At 71.7% G+C, this 14,988-nt stretch carries 14 protein-coding genes; 5 read left to right on the forward strand and 9 right to left on the reverse strand.

Annotated features, from left to right (window positions below; genetic code table 11):
• Positions 1 to 6: 6 nt before the first annotated feature.
• Entirely contained in the window at positions 7 to 402 is a 396-nt protein-coding gene (locus tag LV79_RS02345) for a TOBE domain-containing protein (protein ID WP_253831548.1), read from the reverse strand.
• A gap of 437 nt (positions 403 to 839) precedes the next feature.
• Here LV79_RS02345 and moaA point away from each other — a divergent pair, with 437 nt between their 5' ends.
• From moaA to LV79_RS02365, 4 genes are all read left to right on the forward strand, one after another.
• On the forward strand, positions 840 to 1,883 hold the full coding sequence (moaA, locus tag LV79_RS02350; protein WP_301320566.1) for a GTP 3',8-cyclase MoaA: 1,044 nt from the start codon (positions 840 to 842) through the stop codon (positions 1,881 to 1,883).
• 5 nt (positions 1,884 to 1,888) lie between these two features.
• Positions 1,889 to 2,143 (forward strand): MoaD/ThiS family protein, encoded by a 255-nt coding sequence (locus tag LV79_RS02355; protein WP_253831550.1) that lies wholly within the window; start codon positions 1,889 to 1,891, stop codon positions 2,141 to 2,143.
• Positions 2,144 to 2,589: 446 nt separating this feature from the next.
• Positions 2,590 to 3,258: a LysM peptidoglycan-binding domain-containing protein gene (locus LV79_RS02360; RefSeq protein ID WP_253831552.1), complete on the forward strand. Its 669-nt coding sequence runs from the start codon at positions 2,590 to 2,592 to the stop codon at positions 3,256 to 3,258.
• Positions 3,259 to 3,369: 111 nt separating this feature from the next.
• Complete coding sequence (locus LV79_RS02365) at positions 3,370 to 3,729, forward strand: VOC family protein (RefSeq protein WP_253831554.1); 360 nt, start codon at positions 3,370 to 3,372, stop codon at positions 3,727 to 3,729.
• Between the two features lie 4 nt (positions 3,730 to 3,733).
• Here the strand turns inward: LV79_RS02365 and LV79_RS02370 are convergent, their stop codons facing one another.
• From LV79_RS02370 to LV79_RS02385, 4 genes are all read right to left on the reverse strand, one after another.
• Positions 3,734 to 4,696 carry a molybdenum cofactor biosynthesis protein MoaE gene (locus LV79_RS02370; protein WP_253831556.1) on the reverse strand — a complete coding sequence of 321 codons (963 nt, stop codon included), beginning with the start codon at positions 4,694 to 4,696 and terminating at the stop codon, positions 3,734 to 3,736.
• Positions 4,693 to 5,169, reverse strand: coding sequence for a cyclic pyranopterin monophosphate synthase MoaC (moaC, locus tag LV79_RS02375; protein WP_253831558.1), 477 nt, complete (start codon positions 5,167 to 5,169; stop codon positions 4,693 to 4,695). Before moaC ends, LV79_RS02370 begins: the two co-directional genes overlap by 4 nt.
• Positions 5,170 to 5,184: 15 nt before the next feature.
• On the reverse strand, positions 5,185 to 6,567 hold the full coding sequence (locus LV79_RS02380) for an NAD-dependent malic enzyme (protein WP_253831560.1): 1,383 nt from the start codon (positions 6,565 to 6,567) through the stop codon (positions 5,185 to 5,187).
• An 809-nt stretch (positions 6,568 to 7,376) separates the two neighbouring features.
• A complete protein-coding gene (locus tag LV79_RS02385; protein WP_253831562.1) occupies positions 7,377 to 7,559 on the reverse strand; it encodes a hypothetical protein in 183 nt (60 codons plus the stop codon).
• Between the two features lie 74 nt (positions 7,560 to 7,633).
• Here LV79_RS02385 and LV79_RS02390 point away from each other — a divergent pair, with 74 nt between their 5' ends.
• The gene (locus LV79_RS02390; RefSeq protein ID WP_253831564.1) at positions 7,634 to 9,868 is read left to right on the forward strand and encodes a helicase-associated domain-containing protein; all 2,235 of its coding nucleotides are present in this window, start codon (positions 7,634 to 7,636) and stop codon (positions 9,866 to 9,868) included.
• A gap of 309 nt (positions 9,869 to 10,177) precedes the next feature.
• Here LV79_RS02390 and LV79_RS02395 read toward each other — a convergent pair whose 3' ends face one another.
• The 4 genes from LV79_RS02395 to LV79_RS02410 are packed head-to-tail and all read right to left on the reverse strand — an operon-like array spanning position 10,178 to position 14,880.
• Positions 10,178 to 10,783 carry a GTP-binding protein gene (locus LV79_RS02395; protein ID WP_092779506.1) on the reverse strand — a complete coding sequence of 202 codons (606 nt, stop codon included), beginning with the start codon at positions 10,781 to 10,783 and terminating at the stop codon, positions 10,178 to 10,180.
• Positions 10,764 to 11,474, reverse strand: coding sequence for a DUF742 domain-containing protein (locus tag LV79_RS02400; protein WP_253831566.1), 711 nt, complete (start codon positions 11,472 to 11,474; stop codon positions 10,764 to 10,766). Before LV79_RS02400 ends, LV79_RS02395 begins: the two co-directional genes overlap by 20 nt.
• 29 nt (positions 11,475 to 11,503) lie before the next feature.
• Positions 11,504 to 11,929, reverse strand: a complete 426-nt coding sequence (locus tag LV79_RS02405; protein WP_253831568.1) for a roadblock/LC7 domain-containing protein — start codon at positions 11,927 to 11,929, stop codon at positions 11,504 to 11,506.
• Entirely contained in the window at positions 11,926 to 14,880 is a 2,955-nt protein-coding gene (locus LV79_RS02410; protein ID WP_253831570.1) for a sensor histidine kinase, read from the reverse strand. Before LV79_RS02410 ends, LV79_RS02405 begins: the two co-directional genes overlap by 4 nt.
• Positions 14,881 to 14,988: the final 108 nt, after the last annotated feature.

Consider the following 14,988-nt stretch of genomic DNA (forward strand, 5'->3'; position numbering starts at 1 on the left):
GAGAGGCTACCCAGGCGTCTCGACGATGACCTGCGTCGCCTTGACCAGCGCGACCGCCAACACCCCCGGCGCGAGCCCCATCTCCCGCACCGCCTCCGAACTCATCAACGACACCACCCGGTGCGGCCCGCACTGCAACTCGACCTGCGCCATCACGGTGTCGGCCACCACCGACGTGACCAACCCCACGAACCGGTTGCGCGCCGACCGCCCCACCCCGCTCGGATCCGGCACCTCGGTCGCCTGCCCCTTGGCGAACCCCGCCAACACCGCCCCGTCGACGACCTTGCGCCCCGCCCCATCGGCCTCCGCCGACAACTGCCCCGCATCAATCCACCGGCGCACCGTGTCATCACTGACCCCCAACAACCTGGCGGCCTCGGCGACCCTGAAGTACGGCATACCCCGACAGTAACCCCGCCTGGCCGGATCCCACGCCCGGAGCCTCCGGGTGTGCTCCCGCTGCCTGACCACGACGGCTTTTGCTGGAGCGAGTTTGCCCACCACCGGAGTTTCGCCGAACGAGAACTCGTCCCGTCCGGGCTTACCGGAGCCCCACCCCGAGATCCTCCCGGCCATGATCGACTCGCGTGGTGGGGCCCACCCTCCCGGGGTCTGAGGTCCCACGTTCGAGCCTAGCGAAAACGGCGGCTTGTCAAGAGGGGCGACGGAGAGCTGTGGATGACTCACGAGGTTGTGGACAACTCGAGCCAGCGGGGGCGTGCGGTGGTGGTTGTGGGGGTGCGATGTGGTGACGGAGGCGAGGGCGGGCACTCAGGTCGGGGACAGCGGCTACCCTGGAACGGGTGACGGCGGCGCGGGTTCCCATACCGGTCGACCTGGGCCTTCCTCGGCTCCGGGTGGCGGCCTCGGGTTCGGATCGCCCGGATGATGGTCGGTTGGTGGACCGGTTCGGGCGGGTGGCGACGGATCTGCGGGTGTCGCTGACCGACAGGTGCAACCTGCGCTGCACGTACTGCATGCCAGCCGAGGGCCTGGACTGGATGCCGCGCGGGGAGATGCTCAGCGACGGTGAGCTGGGCCGGATCATCCGGATCGCGGTCGAGCGGCTCGGGGTGACCAACGTGCGGTTCACCGGTGGTGAGCCGACGCTACGCAAGGGCATCGAGGGGATCATCGCCGAGACCGCCGCGCTGAGCCCCCGGCCGAGGGTGTCCATGACCACCAACGCGATCGGCCTCGCCGCACGCGCCGCACGGCTCGTCGCGGCTGGGTTGGACCGGATCAACGTCTCGCTGGACACCTTGCGGCAGGAGCGGTTCGCCGAGTTGACCCGACGCGACCGGCTCGACGACGTGCTGGCCGGGTTGGCCGCCGCGCGCGACGCCGGGCTCACGCCGGTGAAGGTGAACGCGGTGCTGGTGCGCGGTCGCAACGATGACGAGGCCGTCGCGCTGTTGCGGTACTGCCTGGAGCAGGGCTACGAGTTGCGGTTCATCGAGCAGATGCCGCTGGACGCCCAGCACGGGTGGAACCGGGCGGACATGGTTACCGCGCAAGAGATCCTGGCCGCGTTGGGCGCCGAGTTCGAGCTGACCCCGAGTCCGGTCCCCCGCGGCGCGGCGCCCGCCGAGCGGTGGCAGGTGGACGGTGGTCCCGGCGAGGTCGGGGTCATCGCGTCGGTCACCCGCCCGTTCTGCGGCGACTGCGACCGGACTCGGATCACCGCGGACGGGCAGCTGCGGTCGTGCCTGTTCAGCCAGACCGAGACGGACCTGCGCGCGCCGCTGCGGGCGGGCGCGGGCGACGAGGAGATCGCCGAGGTGTGGCGCGCGGCGATGTGGGCCAAGCTCGCCGGGCACACCATCAACGAGGCCGGGTTCGCGCAGCCGCTGCGGCCGATGAGTGCGATCGGGGGGTAGCTCGATTGGGTCAGGTGACGGTGCGGTATTTCGCGGGCGCGCGCGCGGCCGCGGGCGTGCACGAAGAAAAGGTGCAACTCCCGGCCGACTCGACGGTCCAGGACGCACTCGCGGCGCTGGAGCGGCGGCACGGCGACGAGCTAGCCCGGGTGCTGCGGGCCGCGAGCTTCTTGGTCGACGGGGTGGCGGTCCGGGACCGGTCCGCCGCGCTGCCCGACGGCATCGGGCTCGACGTGCTTCCCCCATTCGCCGGGGGATGACACCGTTCCCGGATGGCCCAGCGGCCGGAAACAACGTGAGGCAGACCTCACCGACGGTTAATTATCTCGGCCAGGACACGGCGAAGTAACGTGTACGTTGACGAGCCTGACCAGCACAAACGTCTTGATCGCAGAAGGTCGCAGGGCGTTACTGTGATGACGGTCACGCTCTGCGGAGTTTTCAGATCTTCCCGCGGTTACGTACCGTCGCTTCCGGCTGGCCCCGACCAGCCACGCACGACCCGAGAGTGCGCCATGCCGAACCCTGTCCGGCGGGCTCCCGGGAACCAACCCCGAGCGAAAGCGATCTCCCGGACAGGGGCGAGGGGCCCGCCGAGCACCACCCGGTGCGCGGCGCGGTGGCCAGGTCCACCCGGACCCGGTCGGGCCGAGGTCTGGTCCGCACCCGCAGCGCGACGAGCGCAGGCTTGGGAGGAGAGACCCAAATGTCCTACCGAGGCAAGCACCGCAAGCAGACCGCCACCCAGCGCACCATCGCCCGCGTCCTCGTCGCAGGGGTAGCGGTCGGCGCACCGATGGCGATCGCCGCGACACCCGCCTCTGCCGACCCGGTGAACTGGGACGCTGTCGCCCAGTGCGAGAGCGGCGGCAACTGGAACATCAACACCGGCAACGGGTACTACGGCGGCTTGCAGTTCTCCCCGAGCACCTGGCGGGCCAACGGCGGCTCCGGCAGCGCGCACAGCGCCAGCCGCGAGGAGCAGATCCGCGTGGCCGAGAACGTGCTCAAGACCCAGGGCATCGGTGCCTGGCCGGTGTGCGGCAAGAAGGCGGGCGCCAAGTCCGCCGCCGCCCCGAAGCAGGCGGCCGCGCCGAAGCAGAGCACGCAGAAGAAGGTCACCAAGCAGGCGCCCAAGGTCACCCCGAAGGCCACCCCGAAGGCCGCGCCCGTGACCACCGCCGCACCGGCGGCCGCCGCGGTCACCGCGTCGAACCCCAACGGCGACTACACCGTCGTCGCTGGCGACACCCTGTCCAAGATCGCCTCGACGCAGGGCGTCGCTGGTGGCTGGCAGGAGCTGCACTCGAAGAACAAGGACTTCATCGGCGACCCGAACCTGATCCTGGTGGGTCAGAAGATCGCCACCAAGTAGGTCCGCACGCCGTGCGAGCCCCCGCCGCTGGTCGCGGCGGGGGCTCGACCACGTCATCCGGTGGGTCGGCCGCGGTCGGCCTAGCCTGGCGGCATGGGATCTAGACCGTGGATGACCTTGACAGCCGCGGTGCTCGACGCGCCGGACGCGCGCGAGTTGGCGGCGTTCTACCAGCGGCTGCTCGGCTGGCCGATGGGCGCGGACGAACCGGACTGGGTCACGCTGCGGCCGCCGGGCGGCGGGACCGGGCTCTCGTTCCAGACCGAACCGCACTACGTGCCGCCGAAGTGGCCGAGCCGACCCGGCGCGCAGCAGATGATGTCGCATGTGGACATCGAGGTGGCCGACCTCGCCTCGGCTGGCGCGCACGCCATCCGCGCGGGCGCCGTGCTCGCCGGAGTCCAACCGCAGGACGGGGTCCGGGTCTACCTCGACCCGGCCGGGCACCCGTTCTGCCTGTGGGCCAAGTAGTCCACTAAGGACAGTTGACCCACTCCTCGGTGCCGTCGGCGAAGCGCTGGTGCTTCCAGATCGGCAACCGCGCCTTGACCTCGTCGACGAGCCGGGCGCACGTGCTGAACGCCTGCCCCCGGTGCTCCGCGGCCACCGTGCAGACCAGGGCGACGTCACCGATGCCGAGCGCGCCGATCCGGTGCGACACCGCGATCGCGTGCACGCCCTCGGCCCGCGCCACCTCGGCCGCCACCTCGACGATGACCTCCTTGGCGCTGGGGTGCCCCTCGTAGGTGAGGCTCTCGACGCCGCGCCCGCCGTCGTGGTCGCGCACGACACCGGCGAAGCTCACGACCGCGCCCGCCGACCGGTGCGCGACCAGCTCCTCGTGCTCGGCGACCGAGATGTGGCTGTCGCTGATCTCCGCGCGCAACACCGCGGCCTGGTGCACCGGCGTCCGCTCGTGGTCGCCGCCGCGCAACTGGTCGACGGCGTGGTCAAGCACGGGTTCGAGCACGCCGAGACCGTCGCGCACCCCGCCGGTCGAGCCGGGCAGGTTGACCACGAGCGTGCGACCCGCGACGCCCGCGAGCCCCCGGGACAGCACGGCGGTCGGCACCTTCGGCAGACCCGCGGCACGGATCGCGTCGGCGAGACCGGGGATCTCGTGGTCGATGACGGCCCGGGTGGCCTCGGGGGTGCGGTCGGTCGGGTTGATGCCGGTGCCGCCGGTGGTGATCACGACGTCGACGTTCTCGGCGACCGCCGCGCGCAGGGCCTGCTCGACCGGCGCACCGTCAGCGACGACCACGGGATCCGGGGTCTCATACCCGCGTCCCCGCAACCAGGCCACGATCACCGGCCCGGTGCGGTCCTCGTAGACCCCGGTGGCCGCCCGGTTCGACGCGGTGACGACCCGGCCGGTGCGCCCGGCGCCACTGGTGGACGCGGGCAGGGAGCTGGAGTGGTGGTCGTGTGCGGTCATGGTGCTTCCCTGGTCCAGGTGCCGGACTTGCCGCCGTCCTTGCGGTCGAGGCGGATGGCGTCGAGCACGGCGGCGGGGTCGACCGCCTTGATCATGTCGTGCAGGGTGAGCCCGGCGACGGCGACGGCGGTCAGCGCCTCCATCTCCACCCCGGTCTGGCCGGTGGTGCGGACCGTGGCGGTGATGGTGACGTCGGTGTCGCCGAGGTCGAGCGCCACGGTGACACCGGAGATCGGCAGCGGGTGGCACAGCGGGATCAGGTCCGGGGTGCGCTTGGCGCCCATGATGCCCGCCAGCCGCGCGGTCGCCAGCGCGTCGCCCTTGGGCAGGCCGTCGCGGTGCAGCAGCGCGACGACCTCCGCCGTCGTGCGGACCACACCGCTGGCCACCGCGGTGCGCGCGGTCACCGCCTTGGCCGAGACGTCGACCATCCGCGCGGCCCCGGACACGTCCACATGGCTGAGTTCACCCACGCGGCCGATGCTAGGTCAGGCCTGCGCCGCCCGGCGGACCGCATCGGCGACGGCGGGGGCGACCGCGGCGTCGAACACGCTCGGCACGATGAACGACGGGTTGAGCTGCTCGGGCGCCACGATGTCGGCGATGGCCTCGGCGGCGGCCAGCAGCATCGGGTCGGTGATCGTCCTGGCCTGCGCGTCGAGCAGGCCGCGGAAGACGCCGGGGAAGGCCAGCACGTTGTTGATCTGGTTCGGGTAGTCCGACCGGCCGGTGGCGACCACCGCGGCGTGCCGCTGCGCCTCGAGCGGGTCGATCTCCGGGTCCGGGTTGGCCAGCGCGAACACCACCGCGTCGTCGGCCATGGTGGCGACCTGCTCGGCGCCGAACAGGTTGGGCGCCGACACCCCGATGAACACGTCGGCACCGACCAGCGCGTCGTGCAACCTGCCGGTCTTGCCGTCCCGGTTGGTGTTCTGCGCGACCCAGGCCAGGTTCGTGTCCATGCCCTCGCGGTCGCGGTGCACGATGCCATCGATGTCGACGGCGACGACATCGGCCGGTCCGCGCTGCAGCAGGAGCCGGATGATCGCGCTGCCCGCCGCGCCGACACCGCAGACCACGATGGTGCAGTCGGCGATGTCCTTGCCCACCACCCGCAACGCGTTGCGCAGCGCGGCGACGACGCAGATCGCGGTGCCGTGCTGGTCGTCGTGGAACACCGGGATGTCGAGCTTCTCCCGCAGCCGCGCCTCGATCTCGAAGCACCGCGGCGCCGCGATGTCCTCCAGGTTGATGCCCCCGTAGACGGGAGCGATGAGCTCGACCGCCCGGATGATCTCCTCGGTGTCCTGGGTGTCCAGGCACACCGGCCACGCGTCGACACCGGCGAACTTCTTGAACAGCGCGGCCTTGCCCTCCATCACCGGCAGCGCGGCGGCCGGACCCAGGTTCCCCAGGCCGAGCACCGCGGACCCGTCGGTCACCACCGCGACGGTGTTGCGCTTGATGGTCAGGCGGCGCGCGTCGTCGGGGTTCTCGGCGATCGCCTGGCAGATGCGGGCGACCCCGGGGGTGTAGGCGCGGGAGAGGTCGTCGCGGTTGCGGAGCGCGACCTTCGCGGACACCTCGATCTTGCCGCCGAGGTGCATGAGGAAGGTCCGGTCCGACACCTTGCGCACCGCGACACCCGGCAGCGCCTCCAACGCGGTCGTGATGTCCCGCGCGTGGTTGGCCGACATGGCGTTGCAGGTGATGTCGACGACCACCCGGTCACCGTGCGACTCGACCACGTCGAACGCCGTGATCACCCCACCGACCCGACCGACCGCGCTGGTCAGGTCCCCCGCCGCGCTCGCACTCGGCGGAGCCTCCACCCGGACGGTGATCGAGTAGCCGGGACCGGGGACGGGCATGCGCTTCACTCCCGAAAGGACGGTATTCAGAGAATCGCTGTGAGCGTAGCCCCGACCACCCCGCGCCCTCATCCGGGTGATCTACCCCCGCCGCCCGCCCCGGTGGAGGTGTGGATCTCCACCTCCGGACCGCCGAGGATTTCCCTCTTATGGGGTACAGAAGTTATCCACATGTCGATCTCTGCGGGGGTCGGTTCAAGATCGACTGTCGGGGGGTGTCGGTAGACTGGCCCAGGGACGCCCCCCGGAGAGGGTGGGGGCCGGGCACTCGCTTTTCGCGCGCGCGAGGCGGTGTTGACGGGGGCGGGCAGCGCGGTGTTCGGGCAGGTCAGGGGTGGGTTTGGGCTCGTGGGGGCGGGTCGGTGGTGCTCGGGGGCGGAATGGGCGGGCGGCGCTCGGAGTGGCGCCCAATGACCTTCGGGCGGGCGGCGGGGGCCGGGAGCGGCGCTAGAGCCGGGCTGAAGGGGGCACTAGCGACCCAGCGGGTGGAGGCCGGAGCCGGGACCGCAGCCCACAGGCTGATGGGGGCGCTGGGGCGGCACGCGGGACGGCGGCGCTGGGGGCTGACAGCCAGAACGTCCAGGCGGGCTGAGGCAGGTCCGCGCGGCACCGAGGCTGGATTAGGTAGCTTCGCGCGCGGCAACGCCGAGATGTGCGGTGAAGTCGCGGGGCAGCGCCGTGCAGGGGATCGCGACAAGGGCCAACTGGAGCCTCATGTCGAGAGGGCTAGCGGCGCAGGTGGGGTGACCGTGCGGGGCGCGGGCCGAGACGTGGGCCGCGCGGGCAACCGAGGGGCGCTAGCGGAGGGGCTAGCGGTTGATCTCGGTGGTGGGGTGGACGTACGGGGTGGTGTCCAGCGGGAACGTGGTGTCGCCGAAGGGGGAGAGGGCGCCTTGGCGGTCCGAGGTGAGTTCGCTGACGGGGTGCGAGCCGTTGGCGTCGTCGCCGCGCCAGGTGGGGTCGACTCGGTCGGACTTGGGGGTCTTGGCCACGGGGAACTCCTCGGGTGACGAAAGTGCTCGCCTGCTGAGGTTACTGGACGGCGGTGCCGTATACCGTGGTCAGGGTGTCCGGCACCACGCTCACCGACTGGCTCCGCGCTCGGGACGACGAGGCGCTCGCCGCCGTGTTGCGGGCACGGCCTGATCTCGCCACGCCCCGACCGGCCAATACCGGGGTGCTCGCGGCCCGCGCGGCGACCAGGGCCTCGGTCGCCAGGGTCGCCGAGGGGCTCGACACCTTCACCCTCGCGGTGCTGGACGCGTTGCTCGCCGCCGGGGCGGACCGGGGGCCGGTGCCGATCTCGGTGGTCGACCTGGACGCGCCCGCCCAGCGGGTCAAGGCGGCCGTGGGCCAGTTGCGGCGGTTGGCGATCGCCTGGGGTGAGGACAAGGAGATCTCGCTCGTGCCCGCCGCGCGGGAAGCCGGTGGGCTGTTCCCGACCGGGTTGGGCCGCCCCTCCCCCGCGCTCGACGACGTGGATGTGGCCGCGGCGGTGGCGGCCCTGCCCGTTGACGAGCGGGACGTGCTGGAGCGGCTCGCGAGCAACGGTCCGATCGGCAACACCCGGGACGCGGCCGCCGTGCTCCCGCTCGACCAGGCGCGCACCCCGATCCAGCGGCTGCTCGCGCGTGAGCTGCTGACCAGGGTCGACGCGACGACCGTCGAGCTGCCGAGGCAGGTCGGGCTGGTCGTGCGACCGGCTGCGCTGGTGGTCGTCGACGAACCCAAGCCGAAGACCAAGGCGCACAAGGCAGTCGACTCGACGGCGGCGGGCGCGGCGCTGGAGTTCTTGCGGCACACGCACACCCTGCTGCGAATGTGGTCCGAGGAACCCGCGCCGGTCCTCAAGTCCGGTGGGCTGGGCGTGCGGGACCTGCGGAAGCTGACCAAGGCGCTGGACGTCAGCGAGCGGCACGGGGTGCTGCTGGTGGAGGTCGCGGTCGCGGCGTCGCTGGTTGTGGACAACGAGGCGACGACACCGGAGTACCTGCCGACCACGCACGCCGACACGTGGCTGGTGGCGAGCCCGGCGAACCAGTGGGCGACTCTCGCCGCCGCGTGGCTCGACCTGCCGCGCCTGCCAGGGATCGGTGGCCTGCGGGACGCGAAGGAGCGGTTGCTGGCGCCGCTGTCGGAGGACCTGCGCCGTCCGGTCGCACCGCTGGAGCGCGCACGGGTGCTGCACGCGTTGGCCGATCTGAAGCCGGGCACCGGGATCGCCGACGTGGACGAGCTCGCGGCCTTGCTGGCGTGGCGCGCGCCGCGGCGGGGTGGGCGGCTGCGGGACGAGATCGTCCGCTGGACGCTTGAGGAGGCGACGGCGATCGGCGTTGTCGCGCACGGGGCGTTGGGTGGGGCGGGTCGCACGCTCGTCGAGGAGGGCACGGCGGCCGCGGCGAAGCGGATGGCCGAGGCGATGCCGGAGCCGATCGACCACGTGCTGGTGCAGGCAGACCTGACCGTCGTCGCGCCCGGTCCGCTGGAGCCGCACCTCGCCGCGCAGGTCAACCAGGTCGCCGACGTCGAGTCAGCGGGTAGCGCCACCGTCTACCGGGTGAGTGAGACGTCGCTGCGGCGCGCGCTCGACGCGGGTCAGACCGCGAGCGACCTGCACGAACTGTTCCGCGCGCACTCCAGGACCCCGGTGCCGCAGTCGCTGACCTACATGATCGACGACGTGGCCCGGCGGCACGGACGGCTGCGAGGTGGCGCTACCGCGTCGTTCCTGCGTTGCGACGACCCTGCGCTGATCGCGGAAGTCGCGGCGAGCCCGGCGGCGGCGGCGCTGCGGTTGCGCAAGATCGCGCCCACGGTGCTGGTCAGCCCGGTGCCACTGCTGGAGATCCTCGACGAGCTGCGCGCCGCGGGGTTCACGCCCGCCGCGGAGGACAGCGAGGGCCAGGTGGTCGACCTGCGCCCGACCGGCAGACGCGTGCAGGCCGCGGTCCGCGCCGTGCGGCGGGTCGCCAGCAAGGCCCCGGACGACGACCAGCTCAGCGACATCGTGCACAGCATGCGCGCCGGTGACCGGGCCGCCGACAGCAAACGCGGCCGCTCCGTCACCGCGTCGAGCACGAACACCGCCGACACCCTCGCCCTGCTCCAGCAGGCCGTGCACGCCCAGCACACCGTCTGGGTCGGCATGGTCGACGCCAACGGCGTGGCCAGCGAACGCATCCTCGTCCCCACCCGAATCGGCGGCGGCGTCCTGGAGGGCACCGACCCCGACACCAACTCCCCCACCAGAATCCCCCTACACCGCATCACCCGCGCCGACCTGGTCGAACACAAGCCCTGACCACAGTCCACACCGGACTCCCCACCCCGGCGCCCGCACTCCCCCAAGCATCCACACAGGACCAAACCCCACCCCGCCGAACCCCCGCTCCCACCCCGCCCGCCACCACCTCGCGCGCGCGAAAGCCCCGAGCCCGGCCCCCACCCTCTCCGGGGGGCGTCCCAGGGTCAGTCTACCGGGACCCCCCGACAGTGGATCTTGAAAGCGCCCCCGTGGAGATCCACATGTGGACAACTTCTGTACCCCGTAAGAGGGGAAAAACGAGAAGGCCCCCGGCAACCACCGGAGGCCTCCACGGAACAACAAGGGTCAGACGGCGCGGGACATGCGTTGGTGCATGGCGTGCTCGACCAGGGTGATGAGGGTTTCCTTGGTGGAGTCGCGGTCGCGGGCGTCGGTGGTGACGATGGGGACGTTGGGTTCGACGGTGAGGGCCTCGCGGACGTCTTCGATGCGGTGGTGCAGGACGCGGTCGAAGCAGTTGAGGGCGATCACGTACGGGAGGCCGCGGTCCTCGAAGAAGTCGATCGAGGCGAACGCGTCGGCGAGGCGGCGGGTGTCGACCAGGACGATGGCGCCGATGGCGCCGCGGACCAGGTCGTCCCACATGAACCAGAAGCGGTGCTGGCCCGGGGTGCCGAACAGGTAGAGGATCAGGTCGGAGTCCAGCGACACGCGGCCGAAGTCCATCGCGACCGTGGTGGTCACCTTGTTCGGGGTCGACGACAGGTCGTCGACGTCCACGCTGGCCTCGGTCATGACGGCCTCGGTGGTCAGCGGGACGATCTCCGAGACGGACCCGACCAGGGTCGTCTTGCCCACACCGAAGCCACCGGCGACGACGATCTTCGCCGAGGTGGTCGGCTGGGGGGAAGCGCCGCGCGCGCTGAGAGGACTAGAGCCTGCGGAGCCCACTGAGCACCCTTTCCATGAATTCGATCGACGGCCGGTCACCCACGACCATGCCGCTCTGGTGGATCGAGACGAGGCCCATGCCCGCCATGTCCCCGATGAGCACCCTGGCTACCCCCAGTGGCAGCCGCAGGTGCGCGGCGACCTCGGCGACGGACCTGGTGTCCAGGCACAGGCCGCAGATGGACCTGTGCTCCGGTCGGACCGCCGCGTCCGGCAACTTGCCGCGGTCACTGGTGGAGACCAGTGCCTCGATCGCGAGATCGTAGTCGGAGCGGGTCCGCCCACCGGTCTTGGTGTACGGGCGGACCAGCGACCCGGTCTCGTGCGGGGCGAGCTCGGCCGGGTCCGGCTCGGGCTCCAGGTCGGCGACCGCGGGGATCTCCTTGCTGTCCCAGTCCGACTGCGACGGGATGCCCGGGTCACCGTAGAGGGTCGCGCTGGGGCCACCGAAGAGCCTGGCCCGGAACCCGTCGATGTCGAACCGGTTCGGCGGCTCACCGAGCCCGGGTTCGGACAGGTCGTCCCACCCTCGTTCCGACATGTCGGCAAGCCTCCGCTCCGGCTCGTCCACCAGCTGGTCCCTGGGGTGTTCGCCCTCGGCCGCGCCGAAGGCAGCGTCCGGTTCGAACAGGTCCCGGTAGGAGAAGTCGTCCTCGGTGCGCCTGCCAGTGGGTCTGCGGCCCGTGCTCATCGCGTCCTCACCCCGCCGTGTGCCCGCTCTTACCTGCGCTGCGAGCCCTGAAGCTGCGCGCGCAGCTCGGGCGTCATCTGCTGGCCGACCCGCTCGACCAGCAGGGTCATCTCGTAGGCGACCAGGCCGATGTCGCAGTTCGGCGCCGCGAGCACCGCGAGGCAGGAGCCGTCGGAGATCGACATGAGGAACAGGTAGCCGCGGTCCATCTCGACCACGGTCTGGTTCACCCCGCCTGCCTCGAAGCACCGCGCGGCGCCAGCGGTGAGGCTGACCAGGCCGGACGCGACCGCGGACAGCTGCTCGGCGCGGTCGCGGGGCAGGCCCTGCGAGCCCGCCAGCAGCAACCCGTCGGCGGACACCACCACGGCGTGCGCGACGCCGGGCACCTGGCGGACAAAGTCGGTGATGAGCCACCCGAAGCTACCGGGCTGGTGTACGGACGCGGTTGTCACTCCTGCTCCTCGTCTTGGCGGCTCTCGTCTGAACCGGTCTGGTCACCAGCGTAGGCGTCGATGAGGGCATGCCTGCCCCGACGGACCCCCTGCTGGAACTGGGACATGCGACCGCGGACGGCGTCGGCCGTACGTGGGGGCAGCGCGGGCACGGCCGGTTGTTCCGCCGTGGTCTCCCTCGGTGCGGCCGATCCGGGCACCAGGTGCGCCTTGGGGACGCGCTTGGGCAGGCCCGCCGTCGTGGTGGTGTCCGCTGTGGTGTCGAGCAGGGCACGCGCCCGCTGCCAGCCGTCGTCGCCGGGCGAGTGCCAGGCGTCCGCGCGGGAGTGCGCGGGTTCCGGGGTGGCGGCGAGTTCTTCGTGGTGGTCGACCTCGACCGGGGCGTGCACCTCGGTGAGCGGTTCGACCTCCACCTCGACCTGGTGGTCGGGCTCGGGTTCGGCGTCGACCTCGACCTCGGGCTCGGCGGCGGTGGTGACCGGGGTGGACCCGGTGTCACCTGCCTCGAACCACTGGGAGAGGACGGCCTCGTAGATCGGCAGCCGCTCGGTCGGGGCGTCCACGACCCGCTCCGGCTCGCTGACCGGGTGGTAGCGGCCGGTGCCGTTGCGCGGGGCGTCGGCGGGCGGGTCGGTCGGCTCGGGCAGCGGCAGGCCGAACAGCGAGCCGGTGACCTGGTTGTCGACCAGGTGGCCGTTGAGCCGGGACCGGATCTCCTCCGGCGAGGCGGGGGGACCCCAGCCGCCGGTGTCCTCGGGGTTGCCGCTGCTGGCGAACGACGCCGGGTCGAACGCCGGGTACCCGGCGACCTCTTCGGCCGGGCGGTCGACCAGGGACTCGCTGAGCGGTCCCGCGGTCTCCGGCCGGGTGCGCGGCATGCTGCCGGTGAAGGCACCGGCGATGCCGCTGGCCTTGGCCGCGGTGTCGCCGAGGCTGGGGGTCTGCGCCACGATGCTGGTCGGCTGGGCCGAGCCGGAGGTCTGCACGAGGTTCGCCGGGACGGTGATCCTGGCGATCAGACCGCCCTCGATGTCCTCGTTGTCGCGCAGCCGGACCTTGATGTCGTGCCGCTTGGCCAGCCGCGCGACCACGTAGAGGCCCATCCGGCGGGTCACCGCGACGTCGATGTCCGGCGGGTCGGCGAGCCGCGAGTTGGCGGTCTCGATCTCCTCGTCGTTCATGCCGACGCCGGAGTCGGTGATCTGGATCGCCAGTTCCTTCTTGCGGGTGACCGCCATCCGCACGTAGACCTTCTTCTCCGGCTCGGAGAACGAGGTCGCGTTGTCGAGCAGCTCGGCGATGAGGTGCACGAGGTCGGAGACCGCGCGGCCCTGCACCGACACCTCGGGGGCGGAGAGCACCTCGATGCGGGCGTACTGCTCGACCTCGGAGACCGCCGCGCCGACGACCTCGGCCGCGGGGACCGGGCGGGAGAGCTGGCGGGACAGGCCGGAGCCGGAGAGCACCAGCAGCGACTCGGAGTTGCGCCGCATGCGGGTGGCGAGGTGGTCGAGCTCGAAGAGGCTGGCGAGCTGGTCGGGGTCCTGCTCGTCCTGCTCGAGCCGGTCGATGAGCGAGAGCTGGCGCTCGACGAGGGTCTGCGACCGGCGGGACAGGTTGACGAAGATCGAGTTGATGTTGTCGCGCAGCAGCGCCTGCTCGGTCGCCATCCGGACCGCCTGGTCGTGCACCGCGTCGAAGGAGCGGGCCAGCTGGCCGGTCTCCTCGCGGGTGAACACCGGCACCGGCTCCACCGCGTTCTTCGACGCCTCGACCGGGTCGGGGTCGGCGAGGATGCGCTGCACCGTCTCCGGCAGCCGCCGGTTCGCCACGTCGAGTGCGTCGCGGCGCAGCACGCGCAGCGGCACCAGCAGCGAGCGGGCGACGATGAAGGTGACGATCAGGGCGAGCAGGATCGCGATGAGCACGATGACCGCGTCGCGCCAGGCGTTGGTCTTGGCCGCGTCGGCGGACTGGCTGGCCAGGGTGCGCAGCTTGCCCAGCAGCGTCACCTCGACCTTCTGCAGCGCGGTCGCGGTGGCCTTGGAGTCCACCACCAGCCGGTCCATCTCGATGCCCAGGTTGGGCACGCCCTGGTCGGCGTGCACGAAGGCGGTCTGCTTGATCCGCTCCCGGTCGTCGACCTCGGCGCCGGAGAACGTGTCGGAGAAGAACTGCGCCTCGTTGACGTCGGCGTTGGACCGGAAGTTGGCGATGGAGGCGTTGTAGCTGGCCTCGGCGGCGCGGGCTTGGTCGAGCATGCTCGAGGGGAAGCCGTTGCGGGCGCCCGCGATCATCAGGATCGAGTTCTGGCGGCCGAGGAACTCCTTGGCCTCCACGATGCTCAGCGAGGCGGCGGCCAGCCGGGCGATCTCGGGCTGGGCCAGCGAGGCGGTGAACTCGGAGCCCGCGGAGAGCACGGCCTCCAGCAGCGAGGTGTAGGACTGGTAGACGCCGACGTCCGGGTACTTGCTGTTCATCGCGGCCGAGCGGACGGCCTCCACGGCGGAGAGCCGGTCGCTCAGGGTGTCGAGCAGCTGGCCGTTGTCGGTGGAGACCTTGGCCACGGCCTGGTTGAGCCGGGTCAGCGTGGCGTTGGTCTTCTGCATCTGGCCCTGGACCTGGGAGATGTCCCCGGCGCGGCCGCCTGCGACGTAGGCGACCATGACGTTGCGCTCGCTCTGCATCTCGTGCACGAGCGCGGTCACGTCCAGGGTCGCGGTCACCGCGATGGCCGCTTGGTCGAAGGTCTCGGCGCGGTCGAGCTCGTTGGTCGCGCGCAGCACACCGAGGGCGACCGCGGTGATGACCGGGACGAGGAGGACGGCGACCAGCTTCGTGCGCAGCCGCCAGTTGCGCAGCCGCCACCGCGAGCCACCCTCCACGGTCTTGCGACCTGAGGGCCTCGGGTTCGCGGCCACCACCTCATTACTGCCGTCTGGTTCTGACACGGCGGCACCACCGTCTTTCCCTGGGCCTGAACCCACCCCAGTGGTGTGGTCGGGCACTGCCAGCACTCTCCCTGCATCTGAGCCAAGTAGCCCGTTATCCAGCAGGCC

Origin of the sequence: Actinokineospora globicatena (assembly GCF_024171945.1) — a bacterium.
Taxonomy (GTDB): Bacteria; Actinomycetota; Actinomycetes; order Mycobacteriales; family Pseudonocardiaceae; genus Actinokineospora; species Actinokineospora globicatena.